Here is a 17,381-nt window from a genome sequence, read left to right as displayed (position 1 = left end):
CACAACCTTTCTATTTGGTTTCGATTTTTTCTTCATACGCCAAAATGGCATCTAAATGTTCGAGCGTAATCGCGATATCGTCGAGTCCGTTCAAAAACTTTTCTTTCCAAGTGGGGTCAATCGTGAATGAAAATTGACCGACAGAGCTTCGCACCTCTTGATTTGGCAAGTCAATAACGATTTCTTCTTCGGAGGAAATTTTGGACAGTTTCTCGCGTGCCAGAGCAGGCAACACAATGGGGAGGACTCCGTTTTTTGTGCAGTTCATGTAAAAAATGTCGCTGTAGCCACCGGCAATGATGACCCGGAAGCCGTAATCAAGTAGCGCCCAAGCGGCATGTTCGCGCGACGAGCCGCAACCAAAATTGTCGCCAGTTACTAGAATCGTCGCGTTTTGTCTGTCAGCCGCATTAAGCGGGAATTCAGGATTTGGCTTACGATTTGGCAAATAGCGCCACTCGTCAAACAGAAATTCACCAAATCCCGTTTTTTCAATTCGTTTTAAAAAGGTCTTTGGAATAATTTGGTCGGTGTCGATGTTATCATTCATGAGCGCCACCGTTTGCCCTTTATGAATTTGAATAGCTTCCACTAAGAACAGCCTCCTTTCGAACATCAATAAATTTGCCGTGAATAGCTGCCGCCGCGGCCATAGCAGGGGAGACGAGATGCGTTCTAGCACCTTTCCCTTGTCGTCCTTCAAAATTACGGTTGGACGTCGAGGCGCAGTGCACACCATCTGGCACTTGGTCGGGATTCATCCCAAGACACATTGAGCAACCAGGCTCGCGCCACTCAAATCCGGCCGCCTTAAACACCTCATCTAAACCACGCTTTTCTGCTTCAAAACGGACTTTGCGCGAACCCGGGACGACGAGTGCGCGAATCCCCGGTTTAACTTTTTTCCCCGCAATGATTTTAGCCGCTTCCTCAAGATCAGAAATCCGTGCGTTCGTGCACGAACCGATAAAGACGTATCCGAGCTCAATATCTTCGGCGCGTGCGCCAGGAGTAAGTCCCATGTAAGTGTAGGCACGCTCATCGTTAATATTTTGAATCGCTGGGAACGGCTGGGAAATCGGCACGCCCATTTCAGGATTCGTTCCCCATGTGACGTAAGGTTCGAGAGTGGAAACGTCAACTTGAAGATGCAAATCATAAGTAGCGTCGTCGTCTGTTTTCAGCGTCTGCCAATCTGTAATGGCCGCTTCCATATCTTGCGGTGCATATTCACGTCCGCGAACATAGTCAAATGTCGTTTGATCTGGCGCCATCATGCCCATTTTTGCGCCACCTTCAATTGCCATATTGCAAATGGTCATACGTTCTTCCATCGTGAGCTTCGATATCGTATCGCCGAAATATTCAATGGCATATCCCGTTCCAAAAGCAACGCCATAAGTGGCAATTAAATGCAAAATAATATCCTTCGCATAAACGCCTGGTTGCAGCTCGCCCGTAATTTCAATGCCCATCGACTTCGGTTTCTGCTGCCAAATGGTTTGCGTCGCAAAAACATGTTCCACTTCACTTGAACCAATCCCAAAACCAATCGCGCCAAAGGCCCCGTGTGTCGCCGTATGCGAGTCACCGCATACAATGACTTTCCCAGGTTGTGTCAGCCCCGTTTCAGGGCCCACCATGTGCACAATTCCTTGTCGGTCAGAACCTACATCGGCAAGTGTGACACCAAAATCGCGACAGTTTTTTTGCAAAGCTTCAATTTGTTTTTTCGCTACTAAGTCTTGAATGTTAAAAATATCTTCAGTCGGAACGTTGTGATCCATCGTCGCAAACGTCTTATCTGGCCGTCTTACTGGACGATTTCCCATGCGAAGCCCTTCAAACGCCTGCGGAGAAGTCACTTCATGGATGAGATGCAAATCAACATATAATAACTGCGGTTCACCAACTTCCCCGTAAATCACATGACGGTCCCACAATTTATCAAATAGCGTCTTACCCATGTGTAACGCCTCCTTTAATCCGTTTTTGAACTTCTGCCGTAAAGGCCGTCGTACTCGTTTCGCCTTTTAAGTCTTTTGTGAAAAACCCGGCTATTAAGGTATCATTTACAGCGGTTTCCAGTGCGTGCGCCTCAGCTTCCAAGTGGAAAGATTCCCTTAACATCATCGCAACTGATAAAATCATCGAAATTGGGTTTGCTACGTTTTGACCCGCAATATCAGGCGCAGATCCGTGAATCGGCTCATAAAGCGAAGGTCCATTTTCCGCAAAACTCGCCGAAGGAAGCATGCCCAGTGAGCCAGACAAAACAGAAGCTTCGTCACTTAAAATATCACCAAACATGTTTTCCGTAACGAGCACATCATATTGCCGCGGATTTTGAATCAAATGCATCGCACATGCGTCCACATATTGATGTTCGAGTGTAACGTCAGGATAGTCCGCCGCCACATCATTTGCGATTTGGCGCCACAATTTGCTCGATGCAAGTACATTCGCTTTATCAACCGAAGTCACTTTTTTCTTGCGGTTTTTCGCAATTTCAAACGCCTGAACGATAATTCGACGGATCTCTTCAGCAGAATAAACGAGCGTATCTACCGCGCTGTCTGCGTCGAAACGCTTCGGCTCACCGAAGTAAAGCCCACCCGTCAGCTCCCGCACAATCACAAAGTCAGTGCCATTTACAATCTCTTGTTTTAAAGGGGAGAGATGGCTAATACTTCCAGACACCTGTACAGGACGAATATTTGCGAACAAACCGAGTGATTTCCGAAGAGCAAGTAAGCCTTGTTCCGGCCGAATCGGTGCATCATCCCACTTTGGGCCTCCAATTGCCGCAAGCAAAATGGCGTCAGCGCTTAGACATGCTTGAAGCGTTTCTTCTGGAAATGGCTGGCCTGTCAAATCAATTGCCGCCCCACCAAACGCGCAAGTTTTAATTTGAAACGTATGACCAAATTGTTTTTCAATTTCCTTTAGCGCAGAAAGACCAGCCTCCATAATTTCTGATCCAATCCCGTCGCCTGGAAGTGCTGTAATCGTGTACTCCATTTAGCGTGCCTCCTCAAATGACTTTTCTGTTTCAGGCATTTTTTTCGTGCTTGCATTTAAGTATGCCTTCGCACTTGCGGTCAGCACATCATGGTCAATGCCAATTCCGTGAATTTCATGGCCCGCTTGATTTTTAATAACCACATGAACTTCCGCTTGTGCATCTTGACCAGGAGTAATGGCTTGAATGTGATAATTCACGAGCGTAACGTCTTGATTTAGCAGACGATTAATCGTGTTGTAAATCGCTTCAATGCTTCCAGCTCCAGTCGCAGCGTCTTCGCGCACGCCATCTTGTCCCTCTGTTCTAACGACCGCCGCCTGAACGCCATCTGTCACAAATTGCACTTGGAGGTGAGTCAGCGATTCATTTTCCGCTGTTTCAGCCGCTTGACCAGCCACTAACGCATGCAAGTCTGCCTCGGAGATTTCCTTTTTAACATCAGCAAGATTTTTAAATTGTTTAAAGGCTTCGTTTTGTTCCGCTTCCGAAAGCGAATAGCCGAGTTCCTCCATGCGTGCTGTGAACGCGTGCCGCCCAGAAAGCTTCCCAAGTGGTAGCGAATTTTTTTGAACGCCAACAAGAGCTGGCGTAATAATCTCATACGTATCCGGATTTTTCAGCACACCATCTTGGTGAATGCCCGATTCATGCGCATAGGCATTGCCACCAATAACCGCTTTGTTGCGCGGAACCGGCATGCCTGAAAGCCGGCTTACCAAATCGCTCGTCGCCTTAATTTGATTGAGTGTTATATTCGTTTCCGCTTGGTAGAAATCCTTCCGAATGTGGAGCGCTACAGCGACTTCCTCAAGTGCAGTATTGCCCGCACGTTCGCCGATGCCATTAATAGCACCTTCCACGCGGAGCGCACCGTTTTCAATTGCCGCCAGCGAATTGGCAACTGCCATTCCAAGGTCATCGTGACAATGCGAGGAAAAAATCACATCATCAAATTCTGGAATGTTCGCTTTTAGGTCACGGAAGAGCTGGCCAAATTCGGTAGGATTCGTGTAGCCGACCGTGTCAGGGATATTAATTACCTTTGCGCCAGCATGAATGGCGGTTTGAACGGCCTCAATTAGAAACGCCCGATCTGTCCGCGTCGCATCTTCTGGCGAAAATTGAACAATGTTAAATAGCTTTCTAGCAAAAGTAACGTGGTGTTTGATAGAAGCCAAAACTTCATCTTTGGTCATTTTGAGTTTGTACTGCATATGGACGTCGCTTGTCGCAAGAAAAATATGCAGTTGCGGGCTTTTCGCATGTTTTAGCGCTTCATGTGCCCGTAAAATGTCCTGTTCCCGGCAACGTGCTAAACCAGTTACACTAGATGTTTGAACGGCTTCACTAATGGCTTTCACGCATTCAAAATCACCTAGAGAAGAAATCGGAAAACCGGCTTCGATGACATCTACACCAAGTTTTTCCAGTTGTAAGGCGATTCTAACTTTCTCCTTTACATCAAAATTTACTCCAGGGGTTTGTTCGCCGTCGCGAAGTGTAGTGTCAAAAAACTGGATTTTTTTCATTCGATTTCACCTCATTAGATTTATTTGATGGAACAAAATTATTTGACTTGTTCAACTTGTTTAGGATTTACAAATGGCATCATACGACGTAAATTCGCGCCAACTTCCTCAATTTGATGTCCTTTTTGTTCAGCACGCAAACGGTGGAATTCTTTAAAGCCGTTTTTATTATCATCAATAAAGGCTTTTGCAAAATTTCCGTTTTGAATATCCGTAAGTACTTCTTTCATTGCTTTTTTCGTATCCGCCGTCACAACGCGAGGACCAGATACGTAATCACCGTATTCTGCCGTATTTGAAATGGAGTGGCGCATTTTTTCCATACCGCCTTCATACATTAAATCTACAATTAATTTCATTTCGTGCAGCACTTCAAAGTAAGCAAGTTCAGGTTGGTAACCCGCTTCCACAAGCGTTTCAAAACCAGCTTGGATTAAATGTGTAGCACCGCCGCAAAGAACAGCTTGTTCACCGAATAAATCTGTTTCCGTTTCTTCTTTAAAGGTTGTTTCAATAACGCCAGCACGTGTTGCTCCGATACCTTTTGCATAAGATAAAGCAACATCGCGCGCGCCTCCAGTTGCATCTTGGTAAACTGCAAACAGGGCAGGGACTGCACCGCCTTCAACGAATGTGCGACGAACAAGATGCCCAGGACCTTTTGGTGCTACTAAAAATACATCCACGTCACTTGGCGGCGTGATAACGTCAAAGTGAATGTTAAAACCATGTGCAAAAACAAGTGCATTGCCAGCTTCTAGGCCGGGTTTAATTTCATTTTCATAAGCTTCTCCTTGTGTTTCATCAGGAAGCAAAATCATGACCACATCAGCTTTTTCAGCAGCATCTTTGACAGAATATACTTTAAAACCATCATTTCTTGCCGCTTCCGCTGATTTACCTTCACGAATACCGATAATAACGTTATTTCCATTATCACGTAAATTTTGAGAATGGGCGTGACCTTGCGAACCATACCCAATAACCGCAACCGTTTTTCCTTCTAAAGCATTTCCATTTACTGCATCTTCATAATAAACTTTTGTCATTTTCCTAACCTCCAAATTTTTTCTATAGGGTAATTCATTACCTAATTTTTTTTCGGACTGCGTGTAAAGCCAGTCACACCAGTTCTTGCCATTTGTTTAATTCCATAAGGTCTGACAACATCGACAAAGGCGTCTACCTTTTCACTCGTTCCCGCAACTTGAATGACAATGCTTTTTGCACCGACATCAATAATCGTCGCTCGAAAAGGTTCAATCACAGCAGTGAGCTCCGCACGAACAGAAGCAGGGGCGCTAATTTTCACAAGTGCTAATTCACGCTCAATATGCGGATCATCTGTAATATCACTAACCTTTAACACATCAATTTGCTTATTTAATTGCTTCGTCACTTGCTCAATTTCATACAGTGAGTCCACATGAACAACAATCGTAATCCGCGATACATTCGGGGTTTCTGTCCAACCAACCGAAATACTATCGATATTATATTGTCGCCTCGAAATGACACCCGTAATCCGGTTCAAAACCCCCGAAGCGTTGTTCACCGTTGCCGTAATAATTCTGCGCATCTCACTCGACTCCCTCCATCTGATGATTCGGTTTTCCACTCGGCACCATCGGCAGCACGAGCTCATTTTTTGAAATATGAACATCAATGACAGCAGGACCATCGTGTGAAAAAGCTTCGCGTAATTTCGCTTCAAGCGTTTCAGGGTCTGTGATGCGTACACTCTTGACCCCGTATGCTTCACTAAGCTTCACAAAATCAGGCTGACTTTGGAAAATGGAATGTGAAAAGCGCTCATTGTGGAATTTTTCCTGCCACTGTCTGACCATCCCAAGAGAGCCATTGTTTAAAATAATCGTCTTAAGTGCGATGCCGTAATCATTTAAAATCGCCAGTTCCTGCGACGTCATTTGAAAGCCACCATCGCCAACAAAAGCCACGACCGTTTTATTTGGAAAAGCTAACTTTGCGCCAATCCCAGCTGGAATCCCAAAGCCCATCGTGCCTAGACCGCCACTTGTAATAATTTGATGGTCAAATTGGAAAGGATAAAATTGTGCCACCCACATTTGATGCTGCCCAACGTCCGTTGCCACAAGCGCCTCACCATTTGTTAATTCACCAACGAGTTCAATTACTTTTTGCGGTTTAATCTCAGCATTTTGTTTCCGGTCATATGAATAAGGATGTCGTTCTTTTCGCGTCATATTTAATTTGTGCCAGTGGGCAATATCTTCCTTGTCCGCTAAATCCATTTTTAAAATTTGCTGTAGCGTTTCATTAATGTCTGCCACAATAGGAATTTGCGTCGGAATAATTTTACCAATTTCCGCTGGGTCAATATCAACATGAGCAATAACAGCGTGTTTGGCAAATTCTTTTGGTGCGCTTGCTAAACGATCATCGAAGCGTGAACCAAAGTTGATGAGCAAATCGCAATCTGTTAGCGCCATGTTGGCAGCATAGGAGCCATGCATACCGCCCATACCAAGAAAAAGTTCGTGATCAGAAGGGAAGCTCCCAAGACCAAGTAAGGTATTCACAACTGGTATTTCATAACGTTCTGCAAATTCTAAAAGTTCAGCCGTCGCGCGCGAATGATTTACGCCTGCACCTGCTAAAATGAGCGGCTTATTCGCTTTTTCAAGCGCCTGCATCAATTTTTCTACTTGCAATGGATTCGGTAAGTAAGTAGGTTGGTATCCCGGTAAATCAATTGTATCGGGATGTACCACATCCGTATGCGCAATTCCAATGTCTTTTGGAATATCAATTACAACAGGGCCTTTTCGACCGGTTGTCGCAATATGAAATGCTTCATTTACAATTCGTGGTAAGTCACGCACATCGCGCACTTGGTAATTGTATTTTGTAATCGGAATGGTTAGCCCAATCATATCAGCCTCTTGGAAGGCGTCTTTACCAATTCCCGGCGTATGAACTTGGCCAGTAAAAACGACTAAAGGAATTGAATCGCTCATGGCATCAGTAATTCCAGTTAGCACGTTCGTAGCACCAGGCCCACTTGTCACAACAACAACGCCTGGTTTGCCCGTCACTTTCGCATAACCTTCCGCCGCATGAATGGCACCTTGTTCGTGTCTTGCCAAAATATGCGGAATATTGCAGTCATAAAATCCATCGTAAAGCGGTAGAACGGCACCACCCGGATAGCCAAAAATCATTTCAACGTTTTGTTTATTCAAGGCATCAATTAGCAGTTCGGCGCCTGTTTTTGCTGCCGTGTCGCTTACTTCGTTTTTTAGCATCTTCATCACCTCGTTTTAATCTAATAAGTCTTCTGGAATTTGCATAACGCCGCCTGTGTGAGCCGATGTGACGAGCGCTGTGTAACGAGCCAAATAACCCGTTTTTACTTTTGCTTTAAAAGGTTGTAGTTCTTGTTTGCGCGCTTCAAGTTCGGCATCTGACACGTCCACGTTTAGCGTTCTGTTCGGCAAGTCGATGATAATTTGGTCACCGTCCCGAACGAGTGCAATCGGACCACCCGCTGCTGCTTCTGGTGAAATATGACCGACGGCAATGCCGCGAGTTGCTCCGGAAAATCTACCGTCTGTGATGAGCGCCACATCTTTACCAAGTCCGCGACCAACGATAGAAGAGGTTGGTGCGAGCATTTCTGGCATTCCCGGACCGCCTTTTGGACCTTCATAGCGAATGACCACGACGTGACCTTCTTTTACGGTATGATTATCAATCGCTTCAACCGCTTCATCATGTGAACTAAAGCAAATCGCTTCGCCTTTAAACACTTGAACGGACGGATCTACACCGCCGACTTTAATCGCCGCTCCTTTTGGTGCAATGTTGCCAAAGAGAATGGATAACCCGCCAACAGGGCTATAAGGATCTTCTTTCGGATGAATGACTTTTTCATTTTTGATTGCCGCATCCGCTACATTTTCGCGAATCGTTTTGCCCGTTACCGTGATTCGGTCAGGGTGAATCGCATTTTCAAGTTCCACAAGTTCTTTCACTATGGCAGAAACGCCACCAGCCTCATGAACATCGTGCATCGAATAGGCGGAAGACGGGGCGATTTTTGAAAGGTAGGGTACACGAGCTGCAATATCATTAATTCGCTCAAGCTCATAATCGATGCCTGCTTCATTAGCAAGCGCGAGCGTGTGCAGTACCGTGTTGGTTGAACCGCCCATCGCCATATCAAGCGCAAACGCATCATCAATGGCATCCTTCGTAACAATATCTCTTGGACGAATGTCCTTTTTAACCAAATCCATCAAATGAAAAGCCGATTTCCGAATCAGTTCGCGCCGGTCATCTGAAACTGCGAGTGTCGTCCCGTTACCCGGAAGAGCAAGACCAAGAATTTCCATCAGACAATTCATGGAGTTGGCAGTGAACATTCCTGCGCATGAACCGCAAGTTGGACACGCGTTTTTTTCCATATCTAAAAATTCTTCTTTCGACATCGAGCCTTCTTTAAATGATCCAACAGCTTCAAAAACGGAGGAGAGCGTTAACGCTTTTCCGGTTGCTGAAAGACCAGCTTTCATCGGGCCACCTGAACAAAAAATAGCGGGGACGTTTGTCCGAACTGATGCGAGCAACATGCCGGGCGTAATTTTATCGCAATTCGGAATATAAAACACGCCATCAAACCAGTGCGCATTAATAACAGTTTCTGCCGCATCCGCAATGATTTCGCGACTTGGTAGGGAATAACGCATACCAATATGTCCCATCGCAATCCCATCATCTACACCAATCGTATTGAATTCAAATGGAATACCGCCAGCTTCGCGAATAGCTTCCTTCGCTACATCTGCAAGTTCACGTAAATGTACGTGACCCGGAACAATATCAATATATGAATTACAGATTGCAATGAATGGCTTATTCATGTCACCCGGGCTTTTTAGTTGCCCCGTTGCATGCAGCAAGCTTCTTGCCGGTGCTTGTTCAACACCTTTTTTGATTTTATCACTTCGCATTTTTCTACCCCTTTTCCTACCATAAATTTTCTAAGCAGAATTTTGTGAATTTACTAAACAATAAATGTATGCTAGCTATCTTTTCAAAAGAAAAAGCACCCCAATTTTGTTCCAAACAAAATGGGATGCTTTGAAAGAATCCCATTTAGTAATTCTAAACAGGACTCGAAACCGCTTGAAATCGCGAATTCAAAGTCCTGCTAGAGTAATAAAATTGTAATGACGGCATTAAATGATACTTGTTTCATGGTCATTAACTCCTTTTAATCAAAATGGGATATAGCATTCATAATTTACCACATCAAAGCTTTAAATCTAGCAAGTGATGTAATGTTATAATTAAATATAAACGTGTTGCTCGTAGAAGTCAACAGTTATTTGAAAATTTTCTGTCAGTTTAGACGATTCAATAATTGAGAATAGAAAAATGATAAATTAGTACCAGGTATAACAATCCACCTATAACTTAAAAGAAAACGCTTTCTCAATGAAAATAAAAAAAGAAAACAGAATAGTTTTACTTTTTGATTAAAATTATTATATTTTTATCACGATGGGCCCAAAAGTATACAAGTGGAGCTTTTTTTGATAAGTTTAAATTAGTAAATTTGATGAGGAAAGCAAGGGAATAAAATGGAACCTTTGGAAACAAAACGGTTGCTTTTAATTGAATATACATTTGAAATGATTGAGGCCACAATTAAAGGTATTTCAGAGCTCGAAAAAGTGACGGGATACGATGTTTCAGAAGAATGGCCGGGAATCGATTTCTTTTTTTATTTACCATATGTTCTGGAAAATGTGAAAAACAAACCTGAGATGACAAAGTGGACAAAACTTGTTGTCTTAAAAGAAGAAGGCATTGTAATCGGTGAAATTGGTGGGCAAGGGAATCCCGACGAAACAGGAGAAATTGAGCTCGGATACAGCATTGTAGAAAGCTATCAAGGCCATGGATACATGAAAGAGGCGTTAGCTGAAATGGTTTTGTGGCTTGTCGCGCAGAAAAAAATAACCCGCATTTTTGCGCGGTCATTTGAGCATAATTTAGCTTCGATACATGTTTTACAAGGCACCGGCTTTAAATACCGAGAAGGCCACGATGAAATGCAACTAGGCGGGAAAATTACACTTTGGGAGCTGGATCAAACATGATGATAATTCCTTCTGGGAAACCTAAGATATGGGATAAAAATCCAAAATATGGTCCTTGTCAGGCAAGAAAAGCATACACTGGAACGTTTCATAAACTCTGTCAGGCTTACGCAGAAAAATTTGCAGATGAATACGTGATTTTGTCCCCCAAATACGGATTCCTGCACCCAAATGATACCCTTTTGAAAACATATGATGTCCGTTTCAATCAAAAAGGCGTCACAGCTGAAACTATTCAACTAGACGCACTAAAAGCGCAGTGGCGCGCATTAAAACTTGAAAATCAAGAATCAATTATTCTACTTGGTGGCAAAAAATATGGTCCGCTTCTGGAACAAATCACAGGTGGTACGCAGCAATTTGTGCAGCCACTCATTGGCTACTCGGGAATTGGCGTGATGCAGGCAAAATTGAAACAAGCCATTTTGTCCAATCAGCCGTTAAATGCGTGTGAGCATGAATAAAGCGGCTGTAATTAATAAGAAAAGTACGCCCATATTGACGTTTTTTCGAATGAAAAAGTAAAGTGATTGAATTAGCATTAGCGCGCATAATGCGACAACAACTATGTGTAACATCTTTTAAACCTCCTATGCTAATTTAAAATTTCTTTGATTTTGTCTAAAAGGGAGCGTTTCTCTGTGTTTTCAGGTTCCTTTTGCTCCGCATGTAAATGGACGTCTTCGATATTCACTTCTTTTGTATCGGCTAAAACGAGATAAATATCGGTATCCTCTTCTTCACGTGACACAATTGAAAACTCGTGTTTCGTTCGTTCAGCAATTTGAATATATGGCCGAAGCAGCGCGTATCCAAGTGCGCCATTTAAAAGTAATTTGGAACCTTCATACGTGAGAACCTTTTCTTCTAGTTCAGGCAACATTTTTTTAGAAAGAACTTCACTTTTATTTAACGCAACAATGACGCGTTCTCGGTACGTTCCCAAATATTTCTTTTTTTCTGCTGGATTCAATTCTTTCGGACCATATAACCCGTTGTCGATGTAGTCTTGCAAATTATCAGCCATTTTACAACTGCTCCTTTAAGATTATTCTCTTTCATTTTAGCATGTGCCCATTTAAATTCAAGCTTGAATAATCAATTTGCACTTTATTTTTAACTTCTAGGTATGATATAATTTTTATAACTACGTTTTGTAGTATAAGTTAGGGCAATCTAAAAAAATACATAAGATGAGGCTTAGAAAGTATGCTAGGCGTATATTTTCTTTTTAGTCAAAAAAGAAAGCAAGAGGTGTAAGCTTAATGAAAAGCTGGAGTGAATTTTTAGAGCAGGAAGCGAATGAAACTTATTTTGTCGAACTGATGGAAAAAGTTGGTGCGGCACGTCGTTTAGGAAATGTTTATCCACCTGAAGAAGATATGTTTTCCTGTTTTAAATTATGCCCATATGAAAAGACTAAAGTGGTCATTATCGGGCAAGATCCGTATCACCGCTCGGGGCAGGCGCATGGACTTAGTTTCTCGGTTAAACCGGGGCAAAAAATTCCGCCTAGCTTGCGAAATATGTATAAAGAGTTGAAAACGGACTTAAATATTGATGCGCCAAATCATGGTTATTTAGGTGGTTGGGCGGAGCAAGGTGTTTTGATGATGAACACAAGTTGGAGCGTTCAGGAAGGGGCGGCGGGAAGCCATAAATCATATGGCTGGGCTACTTTCACGAAAAGAGTGTTAGCTGAACTAAATGATTACCCCGAACCACTTGTGTTTATTCTTTGGGGCAACCACGCTCAAAAGGTAGCAGAAGGTGTGACGAATCCAAAACATTATTTAATTAAAGGAACACACCCATCACCACTTGCAGCAAATGGCGGATTTTTTGGAAGCCAACCATTTTCAAAAGCAAATGACTTTCTCGAAAAATCTGGGCGCGGGAAAATTGATTGGGCCCTCCAAAATATAAACAGCTAAGGGAAGTAATGATAAGATTAGAGGCATTAAAATTCCCAAATGGAGCCAAAAACAGAAGCAGAGCTTTTGCGATTAGCCATAAAAGTGCGGACAATGTTTAAAAACAAGCGGCGAGGATTTAATTCCTCGCCGCTTGTTTTTTATTCTTCATGAACTTTAAACCAGCTAAAGCCGTCCTTAGCGAGTAGTTCATCTGCTTCATCTGGCCCCATCGTGCCAGGTTTATAATTCGGGAAGTGTCCCTTCGTGTTTTTCCAAACATCTGCTACGTGATCGATGAAATTCCAAGATAGACTTACCTCATCCCAATGTGAGAAGTAAGTGGCATCACCGCGTAAGCAGTCTAAAATGAGTTTTTCGTATGCTTCTGGTGTGTTCATTCCGTCTGGAGAAGAATGAGCGTAGTTTAAATTAATCGGCATGGTTTCCATACCTTGACCAGGCTTTTTAACATTAAGATGTAAAGTGATACCTTCATTAGGTTGGATATGAATGACGAGCACATTGCCGCCTAGTGACATATCGCTACCAAAAAGGTTCATTGGGACGTTTTTAAAGTGAATCGCAATTTGTGTAGCTTTGGCAGCTAAACGTTTACCAGTTCGGATATAGAACGGGACGCCAGTCCAGCGGAAATTATCAATTAATAGTTTCGCCGCGACAAACGTTTCGGTATTGGAGTCTGGATTCACATTGTCTTCTTCGCGGTAACCTTTTAAATCTTTACCAAATGCGTGACCAGAACCGTATTGCCCACGAATGAAGTTTTCTAACACTTCTTCACCTTCATAAACGCGAAGAGAACGTAGTGCTCGTACTTTTTCATGACGAATTTCTTTGGTGGAAAGTTTAATAGGCGGTTCCATGGCAAGTAAGGAAACAATTTGCAAAATATGGTTTTGCACCATATCGCGGAGTGCACCACTTTCATCATAGTAACGCCCGCGGTCTTCAACACCTAAAACTTCACTTAGCGTAACTTGAATATTGTCAATATAACGATTATTCCAAAGTGATTCGATAATAGAATTAGCGAAGCGAATAACGGAAATATTTTGAATCATTTCTTTCCCTAAGTAATGGTCAATACGGTAGATTTCATCTTCATGAAAAGCTTCACGAAGGGAATCATTTAATTCATGAGCACTTTCTAAGTCATGCCCAAACGGTTTTTCAATAATTAAACGATGGAAACCTTTCGTATCAACAAAGCCTTCAGATTTGATGCGGCTTGCAATAATGCCGAAAAAGTTCGGCGCCATAGCTAAGTAGAAAATACGATTGCCAGCTAAATCATATTTTTGATCAAGTTCATCTGACAATGTTTTAAGCGAAACGTAGGACTCTTTATTGGTGACATCATGTGACTGATAGTAAAAATGACTAGCAAATTCATCTGCTTCAGCACTTGAAGCGGCAATATCTTGAATTGATTCTTTCACCTTATCTCGAAAGAAATCATTACTCCATTCCCGGCGCGCAGTTCCAATTACAGCAAAATTTTTCTTTAAATAGCCTTTGCTAAATAAATGATATAGCGAAGGGTAAAGTTTTCGATTTGCTAAATCTCCCGTACCGCCAAAAATTGTAATCAAAGCTTTTTGTTCTAAATTATCTGTCATACGCACTTACCCTCTTTCTCGTTTCTGCTTTAACAAGGATTACATAAATCCATTCGAGCACAAAAAGCTCTATAGCTCCATACTATTTTATCCATTAAAGTATGTTTGTGCAACTGTTTGAACTAGAAAAAGAATGTGAATTTAAAATGAAAACGTTTTATTTCGAGAATTCATTTCATTTTTGAAGGAGTATGATAAAATGGAACATATTGATTTAGAAAGTTGGGAGAAAAATGGAACTTATTTTTCTTGGGACAGGTGCGGGAGTGCCTTCAAAAAATCGCAACGTCACATCAATTGCCATTTCCATGTTAAATGAGCGAAATGCGATTTGGCTGTTTGATTGCGGAGAAGGGACGCAGCATCAAATTTTGCGCAGTTCAATTCGGCTAAGCAAACTTGAAAAAATTTTTATTACACATTTACACGGCGACCATATTTTTGGTTTGCCCGGTCTTTTAAGCAGCCGTTCATTTCAAGGCGGAGAAACAGAATTGACAGTTTATGGTCCGACGGGCATAGCTGCCTTTATCGAAAATTCTTTGGAACTTAGTGGTTCTCATTTGACCTACCCACTTCAGGTCATAGAAGTTGAACCAGGCGAAATTTTCCGCGACAATCAGTGGCAAGTTGTTTGTGATGAGCTCGATCACGGCATTTCGAGCTTTGGTTACCGGTTGGTTGAGGCGGATAAGCCGGGGACACTTGATGCCGCACGACTTAAGCAGGAAGGGGTTCCGGCAGGGCCACTTTATCAGGAATTAAAGCAAGGAAAAAAAGTGGCGCTTCCTGACGGTCGAATGATTGATGGTGAGGCGTTTATTGGGCCAAAACAAAAAGGGCGCATTATTGCGATTTTTGGTGATACGAGGCCACAAGAGAACGAGCGAGCGTTAGCGGAAAATGCAGATATCGTTGTGCATGAAGCGACGTTTGAAGCGTCTAAAGAAGAGATGGCGAAAGAATACATGCATTCAACGACAACCGATGCGGCCAAGCTTGCCCAAATTGCTGGCGCGAAACATCTTATTTTGACGCATATTAGCTCGCGGTACGACAAGGAAGCCAGTTTACAGCTTTGCGACGAGGCGCGTGAAGTGTTTCCAAATACGGATATCGCCGAAGACTTTGCTAGTTTTACTATTTAGGAGGCAAAAATGAATTCTTTTTTAAAAGGAAAAACGGTTCTAATAACGGGCGCTTCAAGCGGTCTTGGCGAAAATTTAGCCCATTATGCGGCGAAATCAGAAGCGAGTGTTATTTTGATTGCGCGAAATGCGGCTAAGCTTACCGAAATTAGTGCGCGTATTGAACGTGACTACCAAGTCAGTACACACGTCTACCCGCTCGATGTGACAGATTTTCTTGCTATGGAACAAATAATCAAAGAAATTTTACAGGCTCACGATATCGACGTGCTAATCAATTGCGCTGGCTTTGGTCTGTTTGAAACGGCAGAAAACACTCCGTTTGAAACGGTGGAAGCGATGTTTGATACGAATGTTTTGGGACTCATTCGCTTGACGCAACTTTTTATTCCGCATTTCAAGGAAAAACGAAGCGGGCATATTGTAAATATTGCTTCTCAAGCCGGCAAAATTGCGACGCCAAAATCGAGTGCGTATGCGGCAACCAAATTTGCGGTGTTAGGCTATTCAAATGCGTTAAGGATGGAACTAAAGGCGGACAACATTAAGGTGACAACGGTGAATCCTGGACCGATTGCGACAAACTTTTTTGACCTTGCAGATGAATCAGGAGAGTATTTAAAAAGCGTAGGATTTTTCGTTTTAAAACCCGAAAAAGTAGCTGAAAAAACAATCCGAATCATTGGGAAAAATCGGCGCGAGGTGAATTTGCCATTTTTGATGAACATAGGGACAAGAATTTATCAAGTAATGCCGAGTGTCGTCGAGTTTTTTGGGCGAAATGCTTTCATGAAAAAATGACGCCATATTAGGCGTTTTTTTTCTTGAAAAAAATTAAGATTCTGGTATAATGGAAATAGAACAAACGTTCGTTTTCGAAAGGGTGGCTTAACATGGATGTGAGCAGAAAGATAATTCATATTGATATGGATGCGTTTTATGCTTCTGTTGAGCAACGCGACCATCCTGAGTACCGCGGGAAACCGCTTATAATCGGCGGCGATCCAAACAAGCGCGGTGTTGTTTCGACCTGTTCTTATGAAGCGCGTAAATTTGGTGTACACTCTGCAATGCCCACAAAACAAGCAGTTAAGCTATGCCCAGAAGGGATTTTCATTCATGGAAACATGGAGCACTATATGGAAATCTCTAGCCAAATTCGCGATATTTTCAGACGCTATACGGACATCATTGAGCCGCTCTCGTTGGACGAGGCGTATTTAGATGTGACAGAAAATAAAAAAAACATGACTTCCGCAACACTTATCGCAAGGGAAATCCAATATGCGATATACAATGAATTAGGCCTCACTTCGTCTGCTGGAGTGTCCTACAATAAATTTATTGCTAAAATAGCATCCGATTATAAAAAGCCAGCCGGTCTGACAGTCGTCCCGCCAGAAAAAGCTGAACAATTTTTAGAAACTATTCCCATTGACAAATTTTATGGAGTAGGAAAAGTAACTTCCGAAAAAATGCATCGTTTAGGCATAAAAACGGGTAAAGACTTAAAAGCATGGAGTGAATGGGATTTGATTCGAGAGTTCCATAAACATGGCTACTACTTGTATCGCCACGTGCGAGGTCGTTCGAATAACATTGTTAATCCGCATCGTGACCGTAAATCAGTTGGGAAAGAAACCACTTTCGAACGAAATGTTTTAAATGAAGCTCTGCTTGAAAAAAGTTTAATGCGGTTTGCGGAAAAGATTGAAACGCGACTACTTAAAATCCAAAAGCACGGAAAAACGGTAGTCTTAAAACTGCGATATAGTGATTTCACGACGATAACAAAACGGATGACGCTTACCGATTATATCCATGATCGCCAAATGATATACGAAGCCGGAGCCGCGCTACTAAATGATGTTTATGATGGTAAAGAAGCTATTCGTCTAATCGGTTTGACCGTCACAAACTTAAAACCCATTCATTTTGAAAATATGCGCCTAGAAGGTATATAAAAGGAGGAGT

At 42.6% G+C, this 17,381-nt stretch carries 17 protein-coding genes; 6 read left to right on the top strand and 11 right to left on the bottom strand.

Features of this window, described 5'->3' with window-relative positions:
* Positions 1-10: 10 nt before the first annotated feature.
* The 8 genes from leuD to ilvD are packed head-to-tail and all read right to left on the bottom strand — an operon-like array spanning position 11 to position 9,548.
* Positions 11-592, bottom strand: coding sequence for a 3-isopropylmalate dehydratase small subunit (leuD, locus tag CFT42_RS10680; protein ID WP_088809592.1), 582 nt, complete (start codon positions 590-592; stop codon positions 11-13).
* Complete coding sequence (leuC, locus tag CFT42_RS10675) at positions 570-1,967, bottom strand: 3-isopropylmalate dehydratase large subunit (RefSeq protein ID WP_088809593.1); 1,398 nt, start codon at positions 1,965-1,967, stop codon at positions 570-572. The genes leuD and leuC overlap by 23 nt, the downstream gene beginning before the upstream one ends.
* Positions 1,960-3,021, bottom strand: coding sequence for a 3-isopropylmalate dehydrogenase (gene leuB / locus CFT42_RS10670; RefSeq protein ID WP_088816118.1), 1,062 nt, complete (start codon positions 3,019-3,021; stop codon positions 1,960-1,962). The genes leuC and leuB overlap by 8 nt, the downstream gene beginning before the upstream one ends.
* The gene (locus CFT42_RS10665; protein ID WP_088809595.1) at positions 3,022-4,554 is read right to left on the bottom strand and encodes a 2-isopropylmalate synthase; all 1,533 of its coding nucleotides are present in this window, start codon (positions 4,552-4,554) and stop codon (positions 3,022-3,024) included.
* 38 nt (positions 4,555-4,592) lie between these two features.
* Positions 4,593-5,603 (bottom strand): ketol-acid reductoisomerase, encoded by a 1,011-nt coding sequence (ilvC, locus tag CFT42_RS10660; protein ID WP_088809596.1) that lies wholly within the window; start codon positions 5,601-5,603, stop codon positions 4,593-4,595.
* A 41-nt stretch (positions 5,604-5,644) separates the two neighbouring features.
* Positions 5,645-6,133 (bottom strand): acetolactate synthase small subunit, encoded by a 489-nt coding sequence (ilvN, locus tag CFT42_RS10655; RefSeq protein ID WP_088809597.1) that lies wholly within the window; start codon positions 6,131-6,133, stop codon positions 5,645-5,647.
* Between the two features lies 1 nt (position 6,134).
* On the bottom strand, positions 6,135-7,847 hold the full coding sequence (gene ilvB, locus CFT42_RS10650) for a biosynthetic-type acetolactate synthase large subunit (RefSeq protein WP_179946580.1): 1,713 nt from the start codon (positions 7,845-7,847) through the stop codon (positions 6,135-6,137).
* Between the two features lie 9 nt (positions 7,848-7,856).
* A complete protein-coding gene (gene ilvD, locus CFT42_RS10645) occupies positions 7,857-9,548 on the bottom strand; it encodes a dihydroxy-acid dehydratase (RefSeq protein WP_088809599.1) in 1,692 nt (563 codons plus the stop codon).
* 633 nt (positions 9,549-10,181) lie between these two features.
* Here ilvD and CFT42_RS10640 point away from each other — a divergent pair.
* Both CFT42_RS10640 and CFT42_RS10635 read left to right on the top strand, forming a co-directional pair.
* A complete protein-coding gene (locus CFT42_RS10640; RefSeq protein ID WP_088809600.1) occupies positions 10,182-10,703 on the top strand; it encodes a GNAT family N-acetyltransferase in 522 nt (173 codons plus the stop codon).
* Positions 10,700-11,167 carry a DUF6884 domain-containing protein gene (locus CFT42_RS10635; RefSeq protein WP_088809601.1) on the top strand — a complete coding sequence of 156 codons (468 nt, stop codon included), beginning with the start codon at positions 10,700-10,702 and terminating at the stop codon, positions 11,165-11,167. Before CFT42_RS10640 ends, CFT42_RS10635 begins: the two co-directional genes overlap by 4 nt.
* Here the strand turns inward: CFT42_RS10635 and CFT42_RS14850 are convergent.
* Positions 11,144-11,281: a hypothetical protein gene (locus tag CFT42_RS14850; RefSeq protein WP_088809602.1), complete on the bottom strand. Its 138-nt coding sequence runs from the start codon at positions 11,279-11,281 to the stop codon at positions 11,144-11,146. The two genes, CFT42_RS10635 and CFT42_RS14850, sit on opposite strands and share 24 nt — an antisense overlap.
* Positions 11,282-11,298: 17 nt before the next feature.
* On the bottom strand, positions 11,299-11,730 hold the full coding sequence (locus CFT42_RS10625; protein WP_088809603.1) for a YueI family protein: 432 nt from the start codon (positions 11,728-11,730) through the stop codon (positions 11,299-11,301).
* Positions 11,731-11,968: 238 nt separating this feature from the next.
* Here CFT42_RS10625 and CFT42_RS10620 point away from each other — a divergent pair, with 238 nt between their 5' ends.
* Complete coding sequence (locus tag CFT42_RS10620) at positions 11,969-12,637, top strand: uracil-DNA glycosylase (protein WP_088816116.1); 669 nt, start codon at positions 11,969-11,971, stop codon at positions 12,635-12,637.
* A gap of 140 nt (positions 12,638-12,777) precedes the next feature.
* On the opposite strand, the gene zwf is transcribed toward CFT42_RS10620, so the two are convergent.
* A complete protein-coding gene (zwf, locus tag CFT42_RS10615) occupies positions 12,778-14,259 on the bottom strand; it encodes a glucose-6-phosphate dehydrogenase (RefSeq protein WP_088809605.1) in 1,482 nt (493 codons plus the stop codon).
* Between the two features lie 233 nt (positions 14,260-14,492).
* Between zwf and rnz the strand changes: the two genes are divergently transcribed.
* From rnz to dinB, 3 genes are all read left to right on the top strand, one after another.
* A complete protein-coding gene (gene rnz / locus CFT42_RS10610) occupies positions 14,493-15,407 on the top strand; it encodes a ribonuclease Z (RefSeq protein ID WP_088816115.1) in 915 nt (304 codons plus the stop codon).
* A 9-nt stretch (positions 15,408-15,416) separates the two neighbouring features.
* Positions 15,417-16,208, top strand: a complete 792-nt coding sequence (locus tag CFT42_RS10605; RefSeq protein ID WP_088816114.1) for an SDR family NAD(P)-dependent oxidoreductase — start codon at positions 15,417-15,419, stop codon at positions 16,206-16,208.
* 92 nt (positions 16,209-16,300) lie between these two features.
* Positions 16,301-17,371 (top strand): DNA polymerase IV, encoded by a 1,071-nt coding sequence (gene dinB, locus CFT42_RS10600; protein WP_088809608.1) that lies wholly within the window; start codon positions 16,301-16,303, stop codon positions 17,369-17,371.
* Positions 17,372-17,381 lie beyond the last annotated feature (10 nt).

It is taken from the genome of Listeria goaensis (assembly GCF_900186125.1).
GTDB lineage: Bacteria > Bacillota > Bacilli > Lactobacillales > Listeriaceae > Listeria > Listeria goaensis.
This window is presented reverse-complemented; position numbering and strand designations above follow the sequence as displayed.

Coding starts and splice junctions, on each gene's coding strand:
- ilvC (WP_088809596.1), bottom strand. CDS start 5,603: ATGACAAAAGTTTATTATGAAGATGCAGTAAATGGAAATGCTTTAGAA.
- ilvB (WP_179946580.1), bottom strand. CDS start 7,847: ATGAAGATGCTAAAAAACGAAGTAAGCGACACGGCAGCAAAAACAGGC.
- CFT42_RS14850 (WP_088809602.1), bottom strand. CDS start 11,281: ATGTTACACATAGTTGTTGTCGCATTATGCGCGCTAATGCTAATTCAA.
- rnz (WP_088816115.1), top strand. CDS start 14,493: ATGGAACTTATTTTTCTTGGGACAGGTGCGGGAGTGCCTTCAAAAAAT.
- CFT42_RS10665 (WP_088809595.1), bottom strand. CDS start 4,554: ATGAAAAAAATCCAGTTTTTTGACACTACACTTCGCGACGGCGAACAA.
- CFT42_RS10620 (WP_088816116.1), top strand. CDS start 11,969: ATGAAAAGCTGGAGTGAATTTTTAGAGCAGGAAGCGAATGAAACTTAT.
- CFT42_RS10625 (WP_088809603.1), bottom strand. CDS start 11,730: ATGGCTGATAATTTGCAAGACTACATCGACAACGGGTTATATGGTCCG.
- CFT42_RS10635 (WP_088809601.1), top strand. CDS start 10,700: ATGATGATAATTCCTTCTGGGAAACCTAAGATATGGGATAAAAATCCA.
- leuB (WP_088816118.1), bottom strand. CDS start 3,021: ATGGAGTACACGATTACAGCACTTCCAGGCGACGGGATTGGATCAGAA.
- ilvN (WP_088809597.1), bottom strand. CDS start 6,133: ATGCGCAGAATTATTACGGCAACGGTGAACAACGCTTCGGGGGTTTTG.
- ilvD (WP_088809599.1), bottom strand. CDS start 9,548: ATGCGAAGTGATAAAATCAAAAAAGGTGTTGAACAAGCACCGGCAAGA.
- CFT42_RS10640 (WP_088809600.1), top strand. CDS start 10,182: ATGGAACCTTTGGAAACAAAACGGTTGCTTTTAATTGAATATACATTT.
- dinB (WP_088809608.1), top strand. CDS start 16,301: ATGGATGTGAGCAGAAAGATAATTCATATTGATATGGATGCGTTTTAT.
- leuC (WP_088809593.1), bottom strand. CDS start 1,967: ATGGGTAAGACGCTATTTGATAAATTGTGGGACCGTCATGTGATTTAC.
- zwf (WP_088809605.1), bottom strand. CDS start 14,259: ATGACAGATAATTTAGAACAAAAAGCTTTGATTACAATTTTTGGCGGT.
- CFT42_RS10605 (WP_088816114.1), top strand. CDS start 15,417: ATGAATTCTTTTTTAAAAGGAAAAACGGTTCTAATAACGGGCGCTTCA.